Below are 23,450 nucleotides of genomic sequence, written 5' to 3' on the forward strand. Positions count from 1 at the left end.
CTATCATGACTACCTTGTCCGCCTGTGGCGGCGGTTCCGGCAGCGCCGTTGGCGTGCCGCCTGGCTTGCAGGAAAAACCCGGCATGACGCTGGCGGAGGTGAGCGGCAGCTGCACGGCCCAGCCTGGCGCCACCTGCGATGATATTCGCGTGACAGTGCGCCTGGCCGATGGCGTGAGCGATGCGCGTCCCCAGCCGCAGGAAAAACCCGCCAGCGGCACGGCGCTCGTGCTGCAGGTGGCCGACCGCCAGAAGCAGGCCGATGGCAGCTGGCGGCTGACGTTCAAAACGGTGCCTGGCCTGCTTCCCGGCGAGTACACGGGCAAGATCGAGCTGTCCTTGCCCGCCACGGTAGGCCTGTACAAGACGGAAAGCATGGATTACAAGGTCATTGTCGCGCCGCTCGCCGGCAGCATGGGCGCCTTGCAAGCCCTGCCCGGCGTGGACGACTGGGAAGGCGTGAATGGCAATGCCGCGCATACGGGCCTGGTGCCGGCCACCTTCGACAGCCGCCGCTTCACGCGCCGCTGGACCTGGCTGGGCGCGAGCTCCCCGCGCGCGGTCGTCGGCAGTCCCGTGGTGACGGCCAACGGCCTCGTGTATGTCAGCCAGCAGTCCGCCGCGCCGGCGGACGGCAGCAGCAAATATGTGACCACATCGACGGTGACGGCGCTCAGCGAGAGCGACAGCCAGGCGCGCTGGACGCAGTCGCTCACGTCGGACGGTTACCTGGGCGCGCCGGCCGTGTCGGGCGGCAAGCTGGCCATGGCGGGCAGCGATACCGTGTATGTCTTTGACGCGCTTGCTGGTGGCGCGCCGCTCGGCGTGCGTCCGCCGAATACGAATGGCGCACTGCTGGGTGTTTCCCTGGCGACGGCGCCCACCTTTTTGGACGGCAATGTCTACCTGGGCGGGAATAACGACGTGAGTGCCATCGGTGCGGCGACGGGCCAGACACGCTGGTCTGCCAGCCTGGGCTTGTCCAAGCTGGGCAATGTTGATGAGTGGACACCCGCCGTCAATGCGAGCACGGTGTACAGCCATGCGGCAGGGACATTGACGGCGTTCAATATCGCCGATGGCACGACGCGCTTCAGCGTGGCGGTGCCGGGCCAGGTGCTGGGCGGCTTGAACAAGAGCAGCCTGCGCCAGGCGCCCGTGCTGGCCGAGGCGGGCCGCGTGCTGGTGCTCAATCAGCGACCGCTGGCCGGCGAGGCGGCAGATAACAGCTTGAGTCTGGTTGACGTGGATAGCCGCGCCGTGCGCTGGACGGTGCAGGGGCAGTTCAGCACGCAGCCAGTGGTGGCGCGGGGCGTCGTGTACGTGGGCAACCAGGCCGGTCAGGCGCTCGAAGCACGCCAGCTCGCCGACGGTGCGCTCCTATGGCGCTGGCCCCTGGATACGGCCCTTGATGGGTATTTTGGCGGCGATCTGATCGTCACCGGCAATCTGCTGTTTGTTGGCGGGCGCAACAATACCTATGCGATCGACCTGGCCAGCCGCAAGACCGTCTGGACCTACCGCATGGGCGGCAGCCTGGCGCTGTCGCGGCATGGCGTGCTGTACATCCGCCAAGGCACGGATTTACCTGGCAGCAGCATGGTGTTGACCGCCATCAACCTGCAATAGCGGCTTGCCGCGCCGTAGTCAGGGCTTGCCCGGGTTCTTCAAACGCTGCAGCAGCGCTTCCACGCCGTCGCTGACGGGCAAGCCGTGGCGGCGCAGCAACTGCACGTGCAATACGAGGTTTTCCAGAACCAGCTTGGCCGCCACGGCCAGCAGGGCCAGGTTGCGGTCTTCCGGGCTGAAACTTTCCATGGCGTCGGCCATCTCGCACAGGTGGTTGGCGATCAGTCCGCGCAATTCCTGCTCGTTGAAGGGCAGGTCGGCAAAATCGATGGGATCGGCCACTTCCACTTCCTGCATCAGCACCGCTAGTTCTTCCGGGGTAATCGTCATGCCTGGCCTCCTTGTGTGCTTGCCGCTATTTTAGCGGTATCGCCGTTGCATCGTCGGCGAATCGGACTAGAATGAGTCCAGGCCGATGACGTCGAAGGCAGCATGGCGCAATTGCATTTTACCCAACAACTGGCACGCTTCCTGAACGTCCCCTCGGTGGACGTGTCCGCGCCACGCCTGCGTGCCGCCTTGGACAGCGTCTTTGCCCAGCAGCCGCGCCTGCGCGGCTACGTGCTCGACGAACAGGGCGCGTTGCGTCCCAATGTGGTGATCTTCATCGACGGCGTGCGCTGCCGCGAGCGCAGCGTGCTGGACGACGCCTTGCGGCCCGACAGCCAAGTTTATATCTTGCAGGCACTTTCCGGAGGTTAATCATGGGACCAGGCATGGCGCAGCGCGCGTATCTCGGCACCCGCAAGGGGCTGTTCCGGTTCGATGTCGATGCGGCCGGCGCCTGGCAGCTGGCGCTGGTGCAGTTTGCCGGCGATCCCGTTTCCATGCTGCTGCACGATGGCCGCGACGGCACCGTGTACGCAGCCCTGAACCTGGGCCACTTCGGCGCCAAGCTGCACCGCCTCGACGCGGGCGCCGGCGCGTGGCATGAAGTCGCCGTGCCCGCCTATCCCGCCAAGCCCGAGGGCAGCAGCGATACGGTGGACTGGACGGTGCGGCAGATCTGGTCGCTGGCGGCCGGCGGCGCGGACCAGCCCGGCGTACTGTGGGCAGGGACTTTACCTGGCGGCCTGTTCCGTTCCAGCGACCGCGGCGACAGCTGGCAGCTGGTGGAAGCGTTGTGGAACGTGCCGCAGCGGGCGCAGTGGTTTGGCGGCGGCTACGACGTGCCCGGCATCCACAGCATCTGCGTCGACCCGCGCGACAGCAATACCGTGCTGGTCGGCGTGTCCTGCGGCGGTGTGTGGCAAACGGCTGATGGCGGCGCCAGCTGGGCCTTGAGCGCGACGGGCATGCGCGCCGACTACATGCCGCCCGAACTCGATGAAAACGAGGCCGTGCAAGACCCGCACCGCATCGTGCGCAGCGCCGGCACGCCGGACGCGTTGTGGTGCCAGCACCATAACGGTATCTGGCGCTCGCTTGACGCGGGCTGGCACTGGCAGGAAGTGACGACGGCGCCGCTGTCGCATTTCGGCTTTGCCGTGGCCGTGCATCCGCGCGATGGCGACACGGCCTGGTTCGTGCCGGCGCAGGCGGACGTGCTGCGCATACCCATCGATGGCGCGCTGGCCGTGACGCGCACGCGCGACGGCGGGAAAACGTTTGAAGTGTTGCGCGCGGGATTGCCGCAGCAGCATTGCTACGACCTCATCTACCGCCACGGGCTGGCGCTGGCCGACGACGGGCGCAGTTTATTGATGGCGTCGACGACGGGCGGCGCCTGGTATTCGGGCGACGAGGGCGAACATTGGCAGACGCTGTCTGCCCACTTGCCGCCCGTTTATGCCGTCTGTTTTGCCACGCCGTAATAGCACAGGAAGATATCGACGGCCAGTGCCGTCACTTCGCGCTGGCGTGCCGGGCTCAGCAGCGGTTCACCGAGGGTGATCTGTGGCCAGAAGGCAAAGGTCTTCAATGGAGCCATCAGCAGGTGTCCCACTTCCAGCGTCTCGCCCGCCTTGATGCGTCCGTCTTGCTGCGCCGCGCGGATCCAGATATTCAGGCCCGTTTCCTTTTCATTCAGGCGCGCCACCATCGCTTGCGCGCGCTCGGGCGAGTGGATGGTTTCGCCAAAGATCACGCGCGCCAGGTCGATGAAGGCCGGATCGCACAGCAAGGCCATCTTCTGCTCGACCAGGGCCAGCACTTGCGGGCGCAGCGGCTGGTCGGCCACATAGGGCACGGCAGGCTGGGCCATGCTGCTTTCCCACATGCGCTGCAGGATTTCCGCGAACAGCTCGTCCTTGCTGGGGAAATGGTTGTACACGGTGCGCTTGGACACGGCGGCCGTGGCGGCGATCTTGTCCATGCTGGTCGCATCGAAACCGTGCTCGCGGAACTCGGCGATGGCGGCATCGACGATGGCGACGCGCTTGCGGTCGGTGAGGCGTTGCGGTGCGGCCATGGCTGAAAATCTCCTTTGAAAACAATATTTTACACCTCCTGGTTTACTTTGCCAGAAATAGGAACTACACTGTGTAGTGTAATTTAATCCTTGTATTTTATTGACCGGGCTGCATATGTACCGCATCTTATTCTTGGGAGTTCTGATCATCATGAGTTCTTGCACCTTGCGCGCCGCGCCCGTCGCGCCGACCGAATCACCGCAACGCCTCGAAGGCAAGTTCCGCAATCCCGTGCAAATGCACAAGCTGGGCACGGCGGCAACGCTCAAGCTGATGTGGACATTTCTCTTTGATAAGCCCGACAGCACGGTACCGGCTGCGGCTGTGCCCGTGCAAGCCCTGACCCGGGCGCAACTGCTGGCCGCGCCGGACAATAGCCTGTTTCGCCTCGGCCATTCGACCCTGTTGCTGAAACTGAATAACGAATTCTTCCTTACCGACCCCGTGTTTTCCGAGCGCGCCTCACCGGTGCAGTGGGCGGGACCCAAACGTTTCCACCAGCCGCCCATCAGCATCGCCGACTTGCCGCCGATCAAGGCCATCATCCTGTCGCATAACCATTACGACCACCTCGACCATGCCGCCGTGCTGCAACTGGCCGCCAAGACCGAACACTTCGTCGCGCCGCTGGGCGTGGGCGACACCCTCGTCGAATGGGGCGTGCCGAAGGACAAGGTGCAGCAGTTCGACTGGTGGCAGGGGACGACGATTGGGGGCGTGAAGCTGGTGGCGACGCCATCGCAGCATTTCTCGGGGCGGGGCTTGTTTGACAGCAATCAAACCCTGTGGGCGTCGTGGGTCATCGACGCGCCCGAGGTGCGCGTGTTTTTCAGCGGCGACTCCGGCTATTTCGACGGTTTCAAGCAGATCGGCGACAAGTACGGTCCGTTCGACGTGACCATGATCGAGACGGGCGCCTACGACAAGCTGTGGCCGGACGTGCACATGCAGCCGGAGGAAACCCTGCAAGCGCACCTGGACTTGCGCGGCAAGTGGCTGATGCCCGTGCATAACGGCACGTTCGACCTGGGTCTGCATGCCTGGCACGAACCGTTCGACCGCATCACGGGACTGGCGGCCAAGCAGGGCGTCAACCTGGCCACGCCGCAGATGGGCGAGGCGGTCGACCTGGCGCAGCCGAAGAAGGGGAATAAATGGTGGCTGGCGATGCTGGAAGAGGAGATGGCGAAGTAAGCTGGCTCAAGCCGTCACATCGATCAGACGTCCCAGGGTCTGGCCATAGCCGTTCAGCTGGGGCGTGCTTTTCGGCGCGGCCGGGATGGCTTGCTGCGGCACGGCCACCTTGATCGCCTGGTCCAGCTGCGGCGCCTTGACGGCGGCCGGGGCATCGGCCTGCGCTTGCTGGCTGCTGCGCTGGGTCTGGCTCAGCGATTCCTGTTCCCGCGCCAGCAACTGGCGGCTTTGTGCCAGCTGTTCGCTGTCGCGCTGTACCTGGTTCTGGCCTTGTTCGACCCGGCGCTGCGCCTTGGCCAGCGAGGCTTGCAGATTGTTGACGGACGTTAGCGATACCACATTGTTCACCTTTGAAAGTATGCCCAGGCGTGTACACAAGAGGAAGAATGCAGGCCAGGGGCTGCGGCATGTCTGCAGGCAATCTTTACCTTAGTCAAGAGTAGGATAAATTCTCGCACAGTTCCAGTGAATTATGTTTTCTTGATAATCTTATCGTGCGCGCTATGCCGTGCCGCAGCGGCATGCCGCACGTGGCGAGATAGAGAATAAAGTAAGTACACGCTATCGATAACAGCAATTGTTTGTGTGCCATTCATCATGCCCTGCTGCTGACGCGGCAAACACGCTTATTTCTCAAAAGACAATTTTTAAAAATCCAATAAGTTGTTGTTTTTCTACCATGTTGGCGCACGGTCATGTGCCGCCTGTTTGGCGCTCTGGGCTATAATGGACGGTCAGAGTTGGTTTCTTTTGCCATACAGACAGGTAGTTAACATGAATCTCAAGAGCCTCGCAATTGCCCTCGGCATGTCGAAAACGACAGTCAGCAGGGCGTTGAACGGCTATCCGGAAGTCAATTCCCGCACCCGTGAAATCGTCCTGGCCGCCGCCAAGAAAGTTGGCTACCGGCCCAACCCCCTGGCGCGCAGCCTGGCCGTCGGCCGCACGAATGTGCTCGGCATGATCTATCCGCTGCTGCCCAGCGACCTGGGCGACAGCGTCTTTCTTTCCGTGGTCAATGGCATGTCCGACGCCGTCGAAGCGTCGAAGATGAGCCTGATCATCGCCCCCGTGTCGCCGCAGAACGAACAGCCGTCATATGAAAACATGGTGCGCGGGCGCCAGGTCGATGGCCTCGTGGTGGGCCGCACCAAGGTGGTCGACGAGCGTATCGCGTATTTGACGAAAGTCGGTTTTCCCTTTGTCGCGAACGGCCGCACGCGCATCGACGCGCCCTACGCGTATTTTGATTACGACAACGACACGGGCATCGACCTGGCCGTGTCTTTCCTGGCGGCCCATGGCCACCAGCGCATCGCCTTGCTGAGCGCGCCGCTGGAGCTGCACTTTGCTTATGAGCGCAAGGAAAGCTTTATCCGCTGCATGGCGCAAGCGGGCCTGCCGCTGGACCCCAACTATCTGCTCGACAATACTTTTGATCGCCGCAGCGGTTACCAGGCCATGCAGCAATTGCTGGCTTGCTCGCCCCGTCCCACGGCCGTCATCGTCGACAACCACCTGTCCGGCGTGGGCGTGGTGCGCGCGCTGATGGATGCGGGCATCGAGATCGGCAAGGAGATCTCCGTCATCGTCTGGGGCAATGTGGAAGATACCTTGATCGGCATCAACGTCACCACCATCGACCAGCCCGACCTGCGCCGCGCCGGCGCCAAGATGGTGGAAATGCTGCAATCCTTGCTGGCCGGCACGCCGCCGGAACGGCTGCAGGAAATCTGGCAACCGGTGCTGTTGCCGGGGGCGACCGTGGGGCGCTGTCCGGAATAAAAAAACGCAGAGCCGAGGCTCTGCGTTGTCTTTTATGCCGCGTGCTTGCTGCCATCCGCCAGCACGGCCAGCAACCTCGCCTTGTCCTTGCGGTAAGTATCGACGGCCGCTTCCTTGACGTGGCCGAAGCCGCGGATTTTTTCGGGCAGCGACGCCAGTTCTACGCAGGTAGGCAGGTTTTCCGCCGTCAGGTTCACCAGCAGTCCTGCCAGCAGTTCGCGGTATTCGACGATCAGCGCGCGTTCCATCTTGCGCTCGGCCGTATAACCGAAGACGTCGAAGGTGCCGCCTCTTAGCCCCTTGGCTTTCGCCAGCAGCTTAAAGGCGCGCCACATCCAGGAACCGAACTCCGCTTTCACCAGATGCCCCTTCGCATCTTTCTTGGCAAACAGCGGCGGCGCCAGGTTGAATTTCACGGAGAAATTACCCTCGAACTGCTGCTGCAACTGCTCGACGAAACGGCCATCGGTGTACAGACGCGCCACTTCATACTCGTCCTTGTAGGCCAGCAACTTGAAATAGCTCCTGGCGACGGCCGTCGACAGCTTCTGGCCCAGTCCCAGGGTGTTTTCACGGTCGCGCATCTGTTTCACCAGGGTGGCATAACCATCCGCATACGCGGCGTTTTGATACGCGGTGAGAAACTCCACGCGTTTTTTGATGACGCTATCGAGGCTTTGCGGCATTTGCACGATGATCGCTTGCGCCGGCGTGGCGATTTGCGTGACACGGCGCACGTCGACGGCGGCGCGGCGGCCCCACAAAAAGATTTTCTTGTTCGATTCGATCCCCACGCCGTTCAATTCGATGGCGCGCAGCAGGGCCGCCTCCGTCAACGGAATGCGGCCCTTTTGCCAGGCGTAGCCGAGCATGAACAGGTTGGCGGCGATCGAGTCGCCCATCAGCGCGGTGGCCAATTTCGTCGCGTCGATGAAGTCGGCCGCGTCCGCGCCGCCCACGGATTCCTCGATCAGCTGGCGCACTTCCGCCGCTGGATATTGCCAGTCCGCATTTTGCGCAAACGTGCCCGGCGGTTGCTCGTGCAGGTTGACGACGGCCAGGCTGCGGCCAGGACGCATTTTCGACACGGCATCCTGCGCGCCGGCCGTCAGCATGTCGCAGCCCAGGATCAGGTCCGCTTCGCCCGTGGCGATGCGCTGGGCGCGGATGTGCGCCGGGGACTTGGCGATCTTCACGTGCGAGGTGACGGAACCGTTCTTTTGCGACATGCCCGTCATGTCCAGCACGGACGCGCCCTTGCCTTCCAGGTGGGCGGCCATGCCCATTAGCGCGCCCACGGTGATGACGCCTGTGCCGCCGATGCCGTTGATCAGGATGTTGTACGGCGCGTCGCAATCGGGTAATACAGGTTCCGGCAGCGGACCGAAGTTGTCCGTCTCGCCCGCTTTACTGGCACCCGTCTTGGTTTTCTTCAGGCTGCCGCCTTCGACGGTGACGAAGCTGGGGCAGAAACCCTTGGCGCACGAGTAATCCTTGTTGCACGAGGATTGGTCGATGGTGCGCTTGCGGCCAAATTCCGTTTCCTTCGGCAAGATCGACACGCAGTTCGACTGCACGCCGCAGTCACCGCAGCCTTCGCAGACGGCGTCGTTGATGACCATGCGCTTGGGCAAATCGGGATACTCTCCTTTTTTACGGCGACGGCGTTTCTCGGCCGCGCAGGTCTGGTCGTAGATCAGCACGGACACGCCGGGTACTTCGCGCAATTCGCGCTGCACGGCATCCATATCCTTGCGGTCGTGCAAGGTCAGGTGGGCGGGCAGGTTGCTGCGGTCGCTGTAGCGTGACAGATCTTCCGTGACCAGTGCGATGCGGGCGATGCCTTCGGCGGCCACCTGCTGCGCCATCATGGGTACGGTGATCAGGCCGTCCACGGGCTGGCCGCCCGTCATGGCGACGGCGTCGTTGTACAGAATCTTGTAGGTGATGTTGACCTTGGCCGCCTGCGCGGCGCGGATGGCCAGGTAGCCCGAATGAAAGTAGGTGCCGTCGCCGAGGTTCTGGAACACATGCGGCAATTCCGAGAACGCGGCCTGGCCGATCCACGGCGCGCCTTCGCCGCCCATGTGCGTGGTCAGCTTGTTCATTTCCGGATAGATCGAGGTCGCCATCACGTGGCAGCCGATGCCGGCCAGCGCCAGGCTGCCTTCCGGCACCTTGGTCGAGGTATTGTGCGGGCAGCCGGAGCAGTAAAACGCGGGGCGGAACGGCGTATTCACGGCCTTTTTCAGGACCGCGTCCTTGGCGTCGAGGAAACTGAGTCTCGCCTTGATCAGGTCGCAGGTGACAGGATCGGAAATCAGGCGCGCGATGCGGCTGGCGATGACTCTTGCCACTTGCGAGACGGAAAAATCCGCCTTCGAGGTCAGCAGCCATTCGCCGCGCGGCGCCACCCATTCGCCTTTTTCGTCGAACTTGCCGATGACTCTAGGGCGCACGTCGTCGCGCCAGTTGTACAGCTGTTCCTTGAGCTGGTATTCGACGATCTGCCGCTTCTCTTCGACCACGAGAATTTCATCGAGACCTTGCGCAAATTCGCGCACGCTGTCCGGTTCCAGCGGCCACGGCATGGCCACCTTGAACAGGCGCATGCCCACGTCGGCCGCCATCTGCTCGTCGATGCCCAGCTCTTCCAGCGCTTCGAGCACGTCCAGATACGATTTGCCGGAGGCGATGATGCCCAGCTTGGCGTTCGGACTGTCGATGGTCGTATGGTTGAGCTTGTTTTCGCGCGCGTAGGCCAGGGCCGCATAGATCTTGTAGTCCTGCATCAGCGCTTCCTGGTTGCGCGCCTGCTGGCCCAGCGGGATGCTCGACAGGCGCGCATTCAGGCCGCCTTCGGGCATGACGAAGTCCTGCGGAATCTTGACTTCCACGCGGAACGGGTCGGCGTCGATGGAGGCCGACGATTCGACCGTGTCGGCCAGGGCCTTGAAGGCCACCGTGCAACCTGAAAAGCGCGACATGGCCCAGCCGTGGATGCCCAGGTCCAGGTATTCCTGCACATTGCATGGATACAGGACGGGGATCATCGAGGCGGAAAACAGATGGTCGGACTGGTGCGGCAGGGTCGATGAGTATGCGCCATGGTCGTCGCCGGCCACCAGCAGCACGCCGCCCAGTTTGGACGTTCCCGCATGGTTCATGTGCTTGAAGACATCGCCGCAGCGGTCCACGCCCGGGCCCTTGCCGTACCACATGGCGAACACGCCGTCGTACTTGGCCGGGCCGATCAGGTCGACCTGCTGCGAACCCCAGACGGCCGTTGCGGCCAAGTCTTCGTTGACGCCGGGCACGAACTGCACGTGGTGCGCTTCCAGCTGCTTTTTCGCTTTCCACAGGTTTTCGTCGAGGCCGCCCAGCGGTGAGCCGCGGTAGCCGGAAATGAAACCGGCCGTGTTCAGGCCGGCGGCCTGGTCGCGCAAGCGCTGCATCATGGGCAGGCGCACGAGGGCCTGGATGCCGGACAGAAAGATGGCGCCGGATGTGGCCGTGTATTTGTCGTCGAGGCTGACGGTGGTCAAACGGGATGTGTCGGGGGGCGTAGATGGCGCGGCACCGGCGTTTCTAGCGAACGCTGCGGAGCCGTTTTCCGTGGTCACGGACATGGCTGTCTCCAAAAGGGTGTTTCAGATATCGGCTGTACCAGGGACGCGCCCGGTAAGGCGCGTACTGTGCAGACGGGATGGCCGCGTGTGGGCGGCACATAACTAGTTTAAATTTAAAATAGTTAATGTGGTCAGTGTAGAACGACCGTGAGGAACGGGCAAATACGCTTTGGCGATGGGGGTATAAGAAAAAATGATGGCCTGCCTTGCGCCGCAAGACAGGCCCTGTCTGCCGTGCCCGCTTAGGGCTGCGTCCATTGCAGCTTGCGCGCGCGCAAGGGATAGGCGACGGGCGTCAACTCGGGCAGCAGGGCATTGAGCGAGTCTTGCGTCAGTTCCAGGGCTTTTTGCGGACTGAGTTCATTGATACTGATGGTGCTGAAGATACCGTTATCAAAGCTCAGGTAGACGGGAGGCCCATTTTCCTTGATATCGAAGGTCTTGCGGTCTTTGTAGAAGGCGATTTCGTACGTGCCCGGCGGCAGTTCCAGCGCCACATGGGTCTTGGAGTCATTATAGTAAGAGGTTTTTTTCGCGCGGCCCTGCAGATGGCTGGACTGGATATCATAGAATTTCCTGCCACTGTCGAATTTCTCGCTATCCACTGTTTCTTGCGGCATGCGGTTAAAGAAGATCAGATTGGCTTTTTTGTTGAGTGCCGTGCCCGCCTGTCCTGGCACATTCGACGGCTCGAGGGCGGTCGTACGGCGCATGCCTTGTTCCTCGGCTTGTTGCACGGTTTTGCGCTCAATGATCGCGTTCAGCGTAATGGCAACGTGCAGTGGCCCTATACGATTTGCCTCTTTGACATCGTAGCTGAGTCCCTTCATCGCGGCGCGTGTCGTTTCGATGGAATGCCAGATCGTTTTGGCTGCAACCCGGTCGTATACCACCGTTTCAATGAGCATGACGAGGCTGGAGTAGCAGCCAAAGCTATTGCATTTTCCTAGCGTGGTATCGGCATATTTCCAGTCGATCAACGCCACGTAGCGCCGCCCCGTCGTGCTGGCAGGCAGTCCCTGCACGGTGTCGAGGATGGATGGTCGCTTGAACGCGGGTGGCATGGGGACGAAGGCGAATTCTTCTTTCGGATCCTTGGCAGCGTCGACATAGGCACGGCAAGCCCAGCTTTTGAACAGGGAGGTGTTGTCCGACGAGACGATGGTACCCCAGGTACTTTCATGGGTCTTGGGCGTACAACTTTCCGGCGCAATAAATACCACCACCTCGATTTCTTTTCTTTCGATGGGCTGCGCAACATCGCTGAGCAGCACCTCGCGCAAGGGAAATTCGGATTGAGGGCGCGCGGCTTGAGCGCCCTGCATCAGTAGCAGCAGGACGGCGCTTGCCGCCAGACGGCGCAAGGAAGTGGTAAGCAAGAACATGATGACGATGGTGAAATGAATAAGACCATCATTTTATTTCTTTTGAGAAATTATTGTTGGAAAAATAATTCACGCTACAGCACGTGCGCCCCCACCCAGCGTCCGCTGCCGCACAGTTCGGCGGCCACTTGCAGCACGAGGTTTTTCACGGCGTTGCCTGCATTGGTGAGGGGAATGTTTTTCGAGGCGCACAGGGCCACCGTGCGCGACAGCACGGGGCTGTGGATGGCGTAGCTGCGCATGGCGCCGCTGTCCAGTTCGGCCAGCAGGGGCGCGGCGGGCAGGATGGTAGCGCCCATGCCGGCCAGGATGGCCGATTTCAGGATGGCGATCGAGTTGATCTCGATCACGTTCGCCGTCTCCAGTGCCAGTTCGCGGGCGCGGCTGTCGATGCGGGGGCGCACGCCATGCTGCAGGCCCGGCAGGATCAGGGTGGCGCTCAATGCCTGCGCGAATGACAGCGCCGTGCCCGGGGGCGCGAACGGCGAATCGCTGCGGCAGATAAAACGCATTTCTTCCTCCACCAGGGGGCAGCAGGAAAACGGCGTCAGCTGGCCATCGTCGAACAGCACGGCCAGATTGATGCGGCCTGATTTGAGCTGTGCATTGAGGTTGCCCGTGATTTCTTCCGTCAGTTGCAGGGTGATCTCGGGATAGCGTTCGCGCGCGGCCAGCAGCAGGGGCAGGGCCAGGGCGCCGGAGATACTGTGCGGCAAGCCCAGGGTGACATTGCCGGACGGCCGCGTGGCGCTTTGCGTAACGGCCGAGCGGGCGTCCGCCACCTGTTTCAGGATCGCCTGCGCATGTTCGTAAAACACCTTGCCCGCATCCGTGCTGAGCACGCCCTGGGCCGAGCGGTGCAGCAGCTGCACGCCCAGTTCCTCTTCCAGCTGGCGCAGCTGCTGCGTCAGGGCCGGCTGCGCCACGTGCAGGATCAGGGCCGCGCGCGACAGCGAGCCGTGGTCGACGATGGCGACAAAGTAGCGTAATTGGCGCAGTTCCATGGGTCCCAATAGCGGTGCGGTGAGCGGAAAAAACAGGGTGTTGCGCCGCAGCGCCGAACGCGGCCAGCAGAATAACAATTTTGTTATACTCATTCTAGCGCCTTCGGTGCTCCAGCCGCGTATTTGTGGGATGACAGCATGCTCAAGAAAGTTGATTCGTCTCAATTAAAAGTGGGCATGTACATTCATGACCTCAGTTGTGACTGGATGACGCATCCGTTCGTGCGCAACCGTTTTCTGTTGCGCAGCGACGATGAAATCCGCAAGATCGTGCAGGCCGGCATCCACGACGTGGTGATCGACAGCGGCAAGGGCCTCGACGTGCAGGATGCGCCCACCGTGGCGCAGGCGCGCGCCGAGACCGAGCGCGAACTGGTGCAGATCGCCGCGGCGCCGCAGGTGGTCACGCGCGTGTCGTTGGGCATGGAACTGGCGCGCGCCGCGCAGGTGCGGCGCCAGGCGGCGAGCCTGGTACGTACGGTGATGGCCGACGTGCGCCTGGGCAAGGCGGTCGAGCTCGACCGCGTGCAGCACACGGTGCAAGATATTACCGAATCGATCCTGCGCAATCCCGGCGCCCTCGTCGGCTTGTTGCGCATCAAGACCAAGGATGACTACACCTTCCTGCATTCCGTCAGCGTGTGCGCGCTGCTGGTGGCGTTTTGCCGCTCGCGCGGCATCGATGCGGCCACCACGCACCAGGCGGGCCTCGGTGGCTTGCTGCACGACACGGGCAAGGCGCTGGTGCCCGACAGCGTGCTGAACAAGCCCGGTCCCCTCACGTCCGAGGAATTTGCCCTGATCAAGCGCCATCCGCGCGATGGCTACGAGATCCTGCTGCAGTCGCCCGACCTGGGCGCCATTCCGCTCGACATCGCCTTGCATCACCACGAGCGGCGCGACGGCAGCGGCTATCCGGACCAGCTGGCCGGCGACGCCATCAGCGAGCTGGCGCAGATGGCCGCCATCGTCGACGTGTACGACGCGCTGACGTCGGACCGCAGCTATCACAAGGGCATTCCCGCCGCCGAAGCCCTGCGCAAGATTTATGAATGGAGCAAATTCCATTTCAACCCCGTGTTTGCGCAGGATTTCATGCGCTGCGTGGGCATCTATCCGGTGGGCACCATGGTGATGCTGGAATCGGGCCGCCTGGCCGTCGTCGTCGAGGCGCACGAAAGCAATCTGCTGGCGCCGAAAGTGAATGTGTTTTTCAGTACGAAGAGCAAGACCTACATCAAGCCCGAGACGGTGGACCTGTCGCGCGGCTTCGGTTTTGGCGGCGCCGACAAGATCGTCGGCCATGAGTCGGCGGCCAAGTGGCAGGTCGATCCCATGCGTTTTATCTCGCTGGCGGATGCATGAACGGTGTGTGTTCTTTGAAAAAGAGCGCCTGAAAAACGTTCAGGGCAAGGCGCTGGCGCGAAGACAGTACGACGAGTACGGCGAGCGCCGGCAACGCCGCGATGGACGTTTTGTCAGGTGATCAGAAAAATTCCGCCGTATCGTTCGAGGCGATGGTGGTAAGCAAGCCCTTGGCGACCAGCTCATCGTAATGGCAAGCCAGGTTGCGGCCATGGCTCTTGGCGTAATACAAGGCCTGGTCGGCGCGGCCGAGGATGATGACGGGCGCCTCGTAGGCGTTGATGCTGACGAAGCCCACGCTGACGGTGACTTTGCCCACTTGCGGGAAGTCGTGCGCCTCGACATTGGTGCGGAAGCGGTCGATGATTTTCTGCGCATTTTCCAGGGTGATCGAGCGCAGCAGCACGACGAATTCCTCGCCGCCGAAGCGGAAGATGCGGTCTTGCGAGCGGAACGACGATTGCAGCTGGTTGGCGATCAGGATCAGCACTTCATCGCCATACAGGTGGCCAAACTTATCGTTGACCAGTTTGAAATGATCGACGTCAATCACGGCCAGCCATTGCCGTTCCGTGTCCGTATGGTGGCGCCGTTCTTCATCGACGGGACGCGGCTTGTCCGCTTCCGGTTCGCCGCGGCTGTGCAGGATTTTCGCCAGCTGGTCGTCGAAGGTCTTGCGGTTCAACAGGCCGGTGAGCGAATCGCGTTCGCTGTAGTCGAGCAGGTTCTGGAAATTGCGGTACACGCTGACGATGCCGCCGATCACCTGGATGGTGGCGCCCGTGTAGGGCGTGGGGTTGGTGATTTCCAGGCAGGTGGTGACCTGGTCGCCGATCCAGATGGGCAGCCACAGCAGGTGGCGGCCGTCGGCGCACAGGGTGTCGGCGCTCGCTTCATGGCGCTTGATGCAGGCGGCCAGGGCCGGGTAGTCGGACAGCGGTTCGCCTGGCAGGGTAGGGTCGGTATGCTCTTCCATGCGGGCCACGCTGCCCGCCACGATGATGGCCCGCGACCGCACGAATACCTGGCCACGCACGGTGGTCAGGGCCAGCACACGGGTCTGCGACGCGGCAGCGAGTTCCTGCACTGCCGAGATCACGGAAATGTCGAGCATCGTGTGGTCGCGGTGCCCGGTCATGTCCACCATGTGTTTCAGTAGGGAATCCATTGTCGTTCTCTGGAAAGTAGTCACACAAGTGTCGTCATACCAGCATTGCATCAAGCAAGAGCATGTTCGCGTCCGTCTACAAGAAGCCAAGATTTATTTGGTGGCATGACGCTCTGTACCGCCGGGCGAGAGGCCTTTCCAAAGAAGAGCTAAGCAGGATAATGTCTTTTTGCCTAATAGGCAATTAACGTATGCAATATTTCATGTAAATACATGAGATTCATGCACTACATTGCAAAAAACTTGCCCTGACGAAGGCTTTCAATCCGCATCGCAACATTTGTTTGCGCCAGCCGCCATGTCGACAAGGTTTGATAATTTCCATATGGAAACTTGTGGCGCGTCAATTTGCCAAAACGTGGACGCTTTATAGTCAATGCAATGGCGCAGAAATTTACGGCAGGAAACATATTAGCAGGAAAGGGCAATGTTTCACACCCGATTGCGCCAGGGACTTGTGATTCACTTTTGGGAGCTTGTCATGCATACCTTCCTGTCGGCAGTACAGCAGTTTGTCAAGGATGAGGATGGCATTACGGCAATCGAATACGGCCTGATTGCGGCCTTGATGGCCACCGCCATCACGGCCGGATTCTTGCTGATCAAGACCAACTTGCTGGCCGTCCTCACCGACATCTCGTCGAACCTGGTGTTGACGCCCTAAGCGGGTGCCCGCTGCTGGCCGGCCGGCAGCGGGTTTTTTTCGGGAGGTGTGCCATGCCTGCAACTGCCTTGTGCGACCTGCTGTTGCTGTGCTTCGTGACGGGGGCCGCCGTCAGTGATCTGATCCAACGCAAGATTCCGAATTGGCTGGTGCTGGCCGGCATGCTCGCCGCGCTGGCGCTGCATTTGTGGTTGTGGCCGCACCGCGTGCCGCAGCTGGTGCTGGGCGGCATGGCGACGGGCTTCTTTCTGTTCCTGCCTCTGTATGTGCTGCGCGGCATGGCCGCCGGCGACGTCAAGCTGATTGCCATGGTGGGCACCTTTGCCGGTCCCTGGCCCGTGCTGCAGATCTGTTTCGCCACGTTTGTCCTGGGCGGCCTGATGGCCGTGCTGATGATCACGTACCAGGGCAAGTGGCGCGCCTGCCTCGGCAATCTGCGCCAGCTGCTGTGGCCGATGATCGCGCGCATGGCCGGCATTCCCCTGGCGCCGACCGCACTGGGCAGCCATGCCAGCGTGGGCAACATGCCGTACGGACTGGCCATTGCCCTGGGCTGCCTGGTGGTGCAAGGGCAGCATTATTTCTGATTGGCATTCATTGCTCTGAATCAATGGGCGCCAGTGCCCGCTCGCTAGAATGAATTCTGTTCAAAGCAGTCTTAACCGGCTAGGAGACGCAGCATGACCGAGGTCGACTATTCCATGAGCACCGACAGCGTTCCGCGCCCCGCCGACGCGAACCTGATGCCGCCCTTGCCGCCGCAGCCGAAGAGCTTGCGTGAAACGGGGCTGGAACGGCCGCTGGTCGTCGAACTGATTGCCAAGCTGATGTTTGTGGGCGGCAAGACGCATCTGTCCGCGCTGACGACGCGCTTGCGCCTGTCGATCAATATCTTGCGCGAAGTGCTCGATTTCATGGTGATGGAGCAGATGGCCGAAGTGGCCTGGCGCGGCGAGTCCGACATCGACGTGCAGTACCAGCTGACGGGCTCCGGCAAGCAGCGCGCCAGCGCTTTTCTTGAACGCTGCGCGTATATCGGCGCCGCTCCCGTCACCCTGGAAGCGTACCGCGCCATGGTGGCGCGCCAGTCGTGGCTGGCGCAGGAACAGCGTGTCGGCAGCGATGACCTGGCCGCCGTGCTCGGCGGCGCCCATGCGGGGCCGGGCATGCTCGACGTGGTGGGCGCGGCCCTGCATTCGGGGCGCTCGCTGCTGCTGTACGGTCCGCCCGGCAGCGGCAAGTCGACCCTGGCGCTGCAGCTGGGGCAATTGCTGCACGGGCTGGTCGCCGTGCCCTACGCCATCGTCGTCGGCCACGACATCATCCAGTTGTACGATCCGGCCCAGCACCTGCCGCCCGCGCCGCAGCACGTCAGCCATGCGCGCCAGGCGCTGGAGCGGCGCAGCACGGATATCCGCTGGGTGCTGTGCCAGCGTCCCGTGATCCACGTGGGCGCCGAGCTCGACGCCGGCACGCTGGAGCTGCGCCTTGACGCCAGCGGCGGCTGCTACCAGGCGCCGCCCCATGTGCGGGCCAACAACGGCATGCTGATCATCGACGACCTGGGCCGCCAGCGCCTGGGCGCGCAAGAACTGCTGACGCGGCTGATGCAGCCGCTGGCACGGGGCAGCGATCAGCTGGGCCTGCCCGGCGGCGTGCAGATCAGCGTGCCCTTCGATAACGCCCTCGTGCTGGCCACGAACGTGCCGCCGGGCGAGCTGTTCGATCCTGCCTTGCTGCGCCGCATCGGCTACAAGGTGCAGGTGGGGCCGCTGGCCGAGAACGCCTATCGCGCCCTGTTCCGCCAGCAATGCCGCCTGGCCGGCATGACCATCGACGAGCTGGCCCTGAACCATCTGCTGCAGCTGCATGGCGCGCAGGGACGGCCCCTGCTGGCCAGCTATCCGCAGGAATTGCTGGCGCGCATAGGCGACTTCGCCGGCTTTGCCGGCAGCGAGGCGCGCCTGACGGTGGGCGCCCTGGAGCAGGCCTGGAGCAGCCTGTTTGCCAGTTGCGACATGCCGGCCGCCAGCCTGTGCGAGCGCATCGCATGAAAAACCGGCGCGCCCTGCTGATGATGGGCCTGGCCGTGGTGCTGGGTCTGCTGGCCGTGCTGCTGGCCTCGCACTGGCTGCTGCGCCAGACGCCGGCCGGCAAGGGCAAGATCGTCGTCGCCGCCAGCGATGTCAACCTGGGCCAGCGCCTGACGCCAGAGATGCTGCGCCTGGCCGAATGGCCGGCGGAAAGCTTGCCGCAAGGCGCGTTGCAAGACCCGGCGAAACTGGCGGGACGGGTGCTGAAAACCAGCGTGCTGCGCGGCGAGCCGCTGAGCGAAGCCAAGCTGGCGCCCGTGGGGACGTTGGGCGGCCTGTCGGCCCTGATCACGGAAGGGCGGCGCGCCATCACCGTGCGCGTCAACGACGTGATCGGCGTGGCCGGCTTCGCCTTGCCGGGCAATTATGTCGACATCATCGTCAGTACCCAGCAGGATGCCGGCGACCGCGCGTTTCCGCAAAGCCGCAACATTTCCAAGATCGTGCTCGAACGCATCCTCGTGCTGGCCGTGGCGCAGGAAGTGGGACGCGACGAGACCAAGCCGCGCGTGGTCAATGCCGTGACCTTGGAAGTGACGCCGGAACAGGCGGAAAACCTGGATCTGGCGCGCAGCGTGGGCAGCCTGTCGCTGGTGCTGCGCAACCAGGTCGACCCGCAGCCGGGCGTGACGGCGGGTGCCACCAAGCTGACCCTGCTGGGCGGACCGCATGAAGCCGAGCCTGCTCCCGCCGCCGCGCCCGTGCCGGCCGTGGCGCCGCGTCCCGTGCGCGTGGCCAAGGCGCCGCCGGAGCCCAAGCGCCAGTGCAGCGGCGTCATCGATGGGACGCGCCAGTCGCGCGAATGTTTTTAGCCTTGTTGCCTTGATCAACCATGGACACGCTCATGAACCGCGCCCTGCTGACACTGTGCTGCCTGCTGTTGCCGCTTGCCGGCGCGGCAGCCGATCCTGGCCCCCGCTGCGGCGGCGAAGCGGCGACGCCCGGCAACTTGCAGCTGCAGGTGGGCAAGTCGAGCATGTTGCACCTGCCCGAGGCGGTGCTGGCCCGCAGCGTCGGCAATCCGGCCATGCTGCAAGCCATGCTGGTCGCACCCGACACCTTGTATGTAGTCGGTGTCGACGTGGGCAGCACGAATATGATCATCCAGGGCAGGAGCGGCGTGTGCAGCGTGGTGAACGTCAGTGTCAGCATGGACCCGTCCGGCCTGCAAACGACCCTGGCGGCCCTGATGCCGGAAGAAAAAGCCATCCGCGTGACGGCCGTGGCCGATACCCTGGTGCTGTCGGGCACGGTGCAGGATGCGGGCGCCGTGCTGCGCGCCGTCGAGCTGGCGCATGCGTATGTGCGCCGCGCCACCGCACCGCTGGCGCTGCCCAAGCCAGCCGATGGCGCCGCCTTGCCGCTCGCGGCCGCTGCACCCGGCGGCGCGGGCAGCGCGAACAGCCGCGTCATCAATATGCTCGACGTCAGCGCGCCGCAGCAGGTGATGCTGGCCGTGCAGATCGCCGAAGTGTCGAAGTCGCTGCTGGAACGGCTGGAAGTGGGCGCCACCCTGCGCTTCGCCTCCGGCAGCTGGGCCACCACCTTGCTGTCGAATTTCTTGAGCGGCACGGCCAATGGCTTGCTCGACGTGCGCAAGTCGAATGGCCAGCAGCTGACCATCGAGGCGCAGAAACAGGATGGCCTGGTACGCATCCTGGCCGAGCCGACGGTGATGGCGATCAGCGGACAGGAGGGCAGTTTTCTGGCCGGCGGCAAGATATTCATTCCCGTCGGCCAGGACAACAACAAGATCACGCTGGAAGAGCGCGAGTATGGCGTCGGCCTGCGATTTACCCCCACCGTGCTGTCGGGCGGGCGCATCAATTTGAAGGTGGCGCCGGAAGTGTCGGAACTGTCGCGCGAAGGGGTGGGCATTTCCGCCGCCGGCGTCAGCGGACGTTCTATTTTGCCCGTCATCACCACGCGGCGCGCTTCGACCACGGTGCAGCTGTATGACGGCCAGAGCTATGCCATCGGCGGCTTGATCAAGAACAACCAGGTGAGCAACATCGCGGGCGTGCCGTGGCTGAGCGAACTGCCCATCCTCGGCGCGCTGTTTCGCAGCACGGACTTCCAGCATGACCGCACGGAATTGTTGTTCGTCATTACCGCGCACCTGGTGAAACCCTTGCCGGCCGATGTCGTGCTGCCGACGGCGCAGCTGGCGCCGCCTTCGCGCACGGACTTGATGTTGCGCGGCAAGATGGAAGCCACCGTGCCGCCAGCGCCGCCGTCCGTGCCGCCGCCGCGCGCGGCCAACGGCTTCGAGTTGAAATGAGACGGGGAGACACGCCATGCCGAATTCGCTCCTGATATGGCTGCGGCGCCTGGCCGCGCTGACCCTGGCGCTGCAGCTGGCAGCCTGCGCGCACAGCAGTAGCAGCACGCCGCAGCTGGACCCGCGCTTCGGCGACGCCGTGCGTCTGGCCATGGCGCAGCAGGTGCGCGATCCGGCCAGCGCGGACAATCGCCAGCCTGCCGACGGGCTTGACGGCCCCAGCGCGCACGCCGTCATGCAGCGCTACCGCGCCTCGTTCGCCGAACCGAACGGCCAGACGCCGCAGCCGGTGCAGTTCATGCTGGGAGGCGCCAATGGCAAATAGACGCCGGCGCGAGCGCGGGGCGATGCTGATCGCCTTTTCCATCCTGCTTATCCTGGTGCTGGGCTTTATCGGCCTGGCGCTCGACGTGGGACAGGTCATCGGCCGCAAGACGGAATTGCAGAACCTGGCCGACAACGCGGCGCTGGCGGCGGCCGCCGAACTGGTGGGCACGCCCGAAGGCTTGCTCGCTGCCGTGGACAAGGCCAAGCAGAGTGCGGCCGACAAGAGCGCGTGGCGGCGCCGCATGCAGGGCGCGATCCTGTCGGACGCCAGCATCCGCTTCGCCAGCGCGCCCGGCGCGCCCGCCAGCGAATGGCATGCGGCGGGCGCCGTGCCCGACGCCGCCACGGCGCTGTTCGTGCGCGTCGATACGCAGGCCAATGCACCGTCGCTGGGGCGGGTGGCGACGGCGTTCCTGGGCGCCTTGTCGCCGGCGCTGCGCACCCTGGACACGGGGGGGCGCGCCGTGGCAGGACGTACCAGCCTGAACCTGACGCCGCTGGCCGTGTGCGCGCTGTCGGCCAGCGCGGCCAGCCCGCGCACGAATGCGGCGCTGCTGCCGGCCGTCGAGCTGCTGGAATATGGTTTTCGCCGCGGCGTGGCGTATAACCTGTTGAAACTCAATCCGCACGGTCCGGCGGCCGAACACTTCGTGCTCAATCCCCTGGGCCAGCCGGGCGTGGTGGGCTCGTCGCTGCAGGTCGGCGAGTCCAGCGTGCTGCCGTTTGTGTGCAACGGCACGGTGCTGTACCCGCGCATCGGCAGTGCGCAAGTGCATGTGCACCGGCCGTTTCCCGCCGCCTTGTGGCCGGCCTTCAACGCGCGCTTCAACCTGCATGCGGGCAGCGGCTGTCATCCCGTCACGGCGCCGCCCGACACGAATATCCGCGCCTATCCGAATACGGCCACGAACTGGTGGATGACGAACTCGCCCGACGCGCCGAGCGCCCTGAGCACCGGCAATCCGCTGCTGTCCGTGGCCGATCCGGAATCGAACGCGACGCCGCCTGCCGTTGGCAGTTACGGCCCGCTGTGGTCGTTTGGCAAGGCGGTCAAGTACAGCAGTGTGAAGCCGGCCGGCGGCTACGTGCCGTTCGCCACCAGCGACTGGGCCAGGCTGTATCCGGCTAGCCCTGCCGCGCCGGCCGCCAAGCCCGGCTACCCTGCCACGCCGCCATACCAGACGCTGGCTTACCAGACGGCGCCGACCGGCAATACGGGCGTGGCGCAGCGGCGCCTGCTGCATATTGCCCTGCTGGCCTGCCCGGTGCCGGCCGGCAGCGACGTGCTGGCGCAGGTGCGCGGCATCGGCCGCTTCTTCATGACGGCGCCGGCCAGCAACGGCGTGTTGAGCGCCGAATTTGACGGCCTCGTGGCCGAGGGCGCGCTGGCGGGCCCTGCGGAGTTGCTGCAATGAGGCCGCCCTGCCGCGCGCGACGCCGCCAGGAGGGTGTCGCCGCCATCGAGCTGGCGCTGATCCTGCTGTTTTTCATGGCGCTGCTGCCTTTCGTGCTGCTGTTCGGCCGCGCGTTGCTGGTGTACACGGCCCTGCAAAAAAGTACGCACGATGCGGCGCGCTACCTGGCCACCATGCCGCTGTCGCAGATGGCCAGGGGCGACACGGCGAACCAGGGTGCCGTGTTTGCCCGGCAGATGGTGGTCGATGCCATGGCGGAAAGCTGGCCGGCCATGCAGCCATACCTGATCAGCGTGGAATGCGTGTATGCCGACGACTCCTACAGCTGCGGCACTTATGCGGCGGCGCCGCTGCAGGTGCGCATCAAGTTGTCCGTCGACATGCCTGTGGATTTCCTGCCCGAACTGACCCGCAAGTGGCTGCCGCAGCTGGCGCCGATCCCGCTGCGCGCCAATGCGACAGTACGCTATGTTAATTAACCTGCGCCCCCGCCGGCAGCGCCAGGGCGGCGTCTTCGCCGTCGAGTTCGCCATGCTGGCGCTGCTGTTTTTTCTCTTCCTGTTCGCCATGCTGGAAGTGGCGCGCGCCGTGTATCTATGGAATATGGTGCACGAGATTACCCGGCGTGCCGCGCGCGGCGCCGCCGTTACCGATTTCAGCAATGCAAGTGCGCTGCAGGCCGTGCGCGCGCAAGCCGTGCTGCGCGCCGCGCCTGGCGTGCTGCCGCTGGGCGGCGGCATCAGCGACGCGTATGTGCGCATCGATTACCTGTCACAGTCCAGCGGCGGCGCCGCGCTGGCGGCATTGCCGGTGACGGTGATGCCCGGTTGTCCGCAGCGTAACCGCATCAATTGCCTGGACGATCCGCATGGCGCCAGCTGCATCCGTTTCGTGCGCGCGCGCCTGTGCGTGCCCGGCGATGGCGGACGCTGCGAGAGCGTGCCGTACCGGCCCATCCTGCCGCTGCTGGCAGTGATGTTTCCTTCCGGCGCAGGCGCCGTGCGCCTGCCCAACGGCGCCACCATGGCCGTGGCCGAGTCGCTGGGTTATCCGGACAATCCCGGTTTTTGTCCTTGAGCGCCACTTGGCGGCGCAGCCGAC

General features: G+C 63.7%; 22 protein-coding genes. 15 read left to right on the forward strand and 7 right to left on the reverse strand.

Translation table 11 applies throughout. The annotated features are described in order from the left end of the window. The first annotated feature begins 5 nt into the window (after positions 1–5). A complete protein-coding gene (locus D9M09_RS27815; RefSeq protein ID WP_162995805.1) occupies positions 6–1,628 on the forward strand; it encodes a PQQ-binding-like beta-propeller repeat protein in 1,623 nt (540 codons plus the stop codon). A gap of 18 nt (positions 1,629–1,646) precedes the next feature. Here D9M09_RS27815 and D9M09_RS27820 read toward each other — a convergent pair whose 3' ends face one another. Continuing rightward, on the reverse strand, positions 1,647–1,958 hold the full coding sequence (locus tag D9M09_RS27820) for a hypothetical protein (RefSeq protein ID WP_070219056.1): 312 nt from the start codon (positions 1,956–1,958) through the stop codon (positions 1,647–1,649). Between the two features lie 102 nt (positions 1,959–2,060). Between D9M09_RS27820 and D9M09_RS27825 the strand changes: the two genes are divergently transcribed. After that, entirely contained in the window at positions 2,061–2,330 is a 270-nt protein-coding gene (locus D9M09_RS27825) for a MoaD/ThiS family protein (protein ID WP_121670862.1), read from the forward strand. Between the two features lie 14 nt (positions 2,331–2,344). Then, a complete protein-coding gene (locus tag D9M09_RS27830) occupies positions 2,345–3,442 on the forward strand; it encodes a WD40/YVTN/BNR-like repeat-containing protein (protein ID WP_070313129.1) in 1,098 nt (365 codons plus the stop codon). Here the strand turns inward: D9M09_RS27830 and D9M09_RS27835 are convergent. Further along, positions 3,415–4,038 carry a TetR/AcrR family transcriptional regulator gene (locus tag D9M09_RS27835; protein ID WP_070219059.1) on the reverse strand — a complete coding sequence of 208 codons (624 nt, stop codon included), beginning with the start codon at positions 4,036–4,038 and terminating at the stop codon, positions 3,415–3,417. The genes D9M09_RS27830 and D9M09_RS27835 overlap by 28 nt on opposite strands. A gap of 151 nt (positions 4,039–4,189) precedes the next feature. On the opposite strand from D9M09_RS27835, the gene D9M09_RS27840 reads away from it, so the two are divergent. Further along, complete coding sequence (locus D9M09_RS27840; RefSeq protein WP_070313128.1) at positions 4,190–5,233, forward strand: MBL fold metallo-hydrolase; 1,044 nt, start codon at positions 4,190–4,192, stop codon at positions 5,231–5,233. A gap of 6 nt (positions 5,234–5,239) precedes the next feature. On the opposite strand, the gene D9M09_RS27845 is transcribed toward D9M09_RS27840, so the two are convergent. After that, positions 5,240–5,572, reverse strand: coding sequence for a hypothetical protein (locus tag D9M09_RS27845; RefSeq protein WP_070313127.1), 333 nt, complete (start codon positions 5,570–5,572; stop codon positions 5,240–5,242). Positions 5,573–6,007: 435 nt separating this feature from the next. Here D9M09_RS27845 and D9M09_RS27850 point away from each other — a divergent pair, with 435 nt between their 5' ends. Beyond that, entirely contained in the window at positions 6,008–7,018 is a 1,011-nt protein-coding gene (locus D9M09_RS27850; protein ID WP_070289455.1) for a substrate-binding domain-containing protein, read from the forward strand. 32 nt (positions 7,019–7,050) lie between these two features. On the opposite strand, the gene D9M09_RS27855 is transcribed toward D9M09_RS27850, so the two are convergent. The 3 genes from D9M09_RS27855 to D9M09_RS27865 all read right to left on the reverse strand — a co-directional run bounded on the left by D9M09_RS27855 (position 7,051) and on the right by D9M09_RS27865 (position 13,036). Continuing rightward, positions 7,051–10,647, reverse strand: a complete 3,597-nt coding sequence (locus tag D9M09_RS27855) for an indolepyruvate ferredoxin oxidoreductase family protein (protein WP_121670863.1) — start codon at positions 10,645–10,647, stop codon at positions 7,051–7,053. Positions 10,648–10,889: 242 nt separating this feature from the next. Continuing rightward, positions 10,890–12,032, reverse strand: a complete 1,143-nt coding sequence (locus D9M09_RS27860; RefSeq protein ID WP_121670864.1) for a hypothetical protein — start codon at positions 12,030–12,032, stop codon at positions 10,890–10,892. Between the two features lie 74 nt (positions 12,033–12,106). Next, on the reverse strand, positions 12,107–13,036 hold the full coding sequence (locus D9M09_RS27865) for a LysR substrate-binding domain-containing protein (protein WP_070219121.1): 930 nt from the start codon (positions 13,034–13,036) through the stop codon (positions 12,107–12,109). 138 nt (positions 13,037–13,174) lie between these two features. On the opposite strand from D9M09_RS27865, the gene D9M09_RS27870 reads away from it, so the two are divergent. After that, positions 13,175–14,401 (forward strand): HD-GYP domain-containing protein, encoded by a 1,227-nt coding sequence (locus D9M09_RS27870; RefSeq protein WP_070219063.1) that lies wholly within the window; start codon positions 13,175–13,177, stop codon positions 14,399–14,401. 121 nt (positions 14,402–14,522) lie between these two features. Here the strand turns inward: D9M09_RS27870 and D9M09_RS27875 are convergent, their stop codons facing one another. Beyond that, a complete protein-coding gene (locus D9M09_RS27875) occupies positions 14,523–15,569 on the reverse strand; it encodes a GGDEF domain-containing protein (RefSeq protein ID WP_070219064.1) in 1,047 nt (348 codons plus the stop codon). 481 nt (positions 15,570–16,050) lie between these two features. Between D9M09_RS27875 and D9M09_RS27880 the strand changes: the two genes are divergently transcribed. The 9 genes from D9M09_RS27880 (at position 16,051) to D9M09_RS27920 (ending at position 23,426) form a co-directional block, all read left to right on the forward strand. Beyond that, a complete protein-coding gene (locus D9M09_RS27880; protein WP_034752975.1) occupies positions 16,051–16,233 on the forward strand; it encodes a Flp family type IVb pilin in 183 nt (60 codons plus the stop codon). A 53-nt stretch (positions 16,234–16,286) separates the two neighbouring features. Beyond that, complete coding sequence (locus D9M09_RS27885) at positions 16,287–16,820, forward strand: A24 family peptidase (protein ID WP_070219065.1); 534 nt, start codon at positions 16,287–16,289, stop codon at positions 16,818–16,820. Between the two features lie 93 nt (positions 16,821–16,913). After that, positions 16,914–18,287 (forward strand): ATP-binding protein, encoded by a 1,374-nt coding sequence (locus D9M09_RS27890; RefSeq protein ID WP_083287258.1) that lies wholly within the window; start codon positions 16,914–16,916, stop codon positions 18,285–18,287. Next, entirely contained in the window at positions 18,284–19,138 is an 855-nt protein-coding gene (gene cpaB, locus D9M09_RS27895; protein WP_121670865.1) for a Flp pilus assembly protein CpaB, read from the forward strand. Before D9M09_RS27890 ends, cpaB begins: the two co-directional genes overlap by 4 nt. Positions 19,139–19,158: 20 nt before the next feature. After that, entirely contained in the window at positions 19,159–20,607 is a 1,449-nt protein-coding gene (locus D9M09_RS27900) for a type II and III secretion system protein family protein (protein ID WP_227742085.1), read from the forward strand. 16 nt (positions 20,608–20,623) lie between these two features. Then, positions 20,624–20,932, forward strand: coding sequence for a hypothetical protein (locus D9M09_RS27905; protein ID WP_070219068.1), 309 nt, complete (start codon positions 20,624–20,626; stop codon positions 20,930–20,932). Next, positions 20,922–22,349 (forward strand): pilus assembly protein TadG-related protein, encoded by a 1,428-nt coding sequence (locus D9M09_RS27910; RefSeq protein WP_070219069.1) that lies wholly within the window; start codon positions 20,922–20,924, stop codon positions 22,347–22,349. Before D9M09_RS27905 ends, D9M09_RS27910 begins: the two co-directional genes overlap by 11 nt. Further along, positions 22,346–22,828 carry a TadE/TadG family type IV pilus assembly protein gene (locus tag D9M09_RS27915; RefSeq protein ID WP_070313047.1) on the forward strand — a complete coding sequence of 161 codons (483 nt, stop codon included), beginning with the start codon at positions 22,346–22,348 and terminating at the stop codon, positions 22,826–22,828. Before D9M09_RS27910 ends, D9M09_RS27915 begins: the two co-directional genes overlap by 4 nt. After that, positions 22,818–23,426 carry a TadE/TadG family type IV pilus assembly protein gene (locus D9M09_RS27920; RefSeq protein WP_070219070.1) on the forward strand — a complete coding sequence of 203 codons (609 nt, stop codon included), beginning with the start codon at positions 22,818–22,820 and terminating at the stop codon, positions 23,424–23,426. The genes D9M09_RS27915 and D9M09_RS27920 overlap by 11 nt, the downstream gene beginning before the upstream one ends. The last annotated feature ends 24 nt before the right edge of the window (positions 23,427–23,450 follow it).

This window comes from Janthinobacterium agaricidamnosum (genome assembly GCF_003667705.1).
Classification (GTDB): domain Bacteria; phylum Pseudomonadota; class Gammaproteobacteria; order Burkholderiales; family Burkholderiaceae_D; genus Janthinobacterium.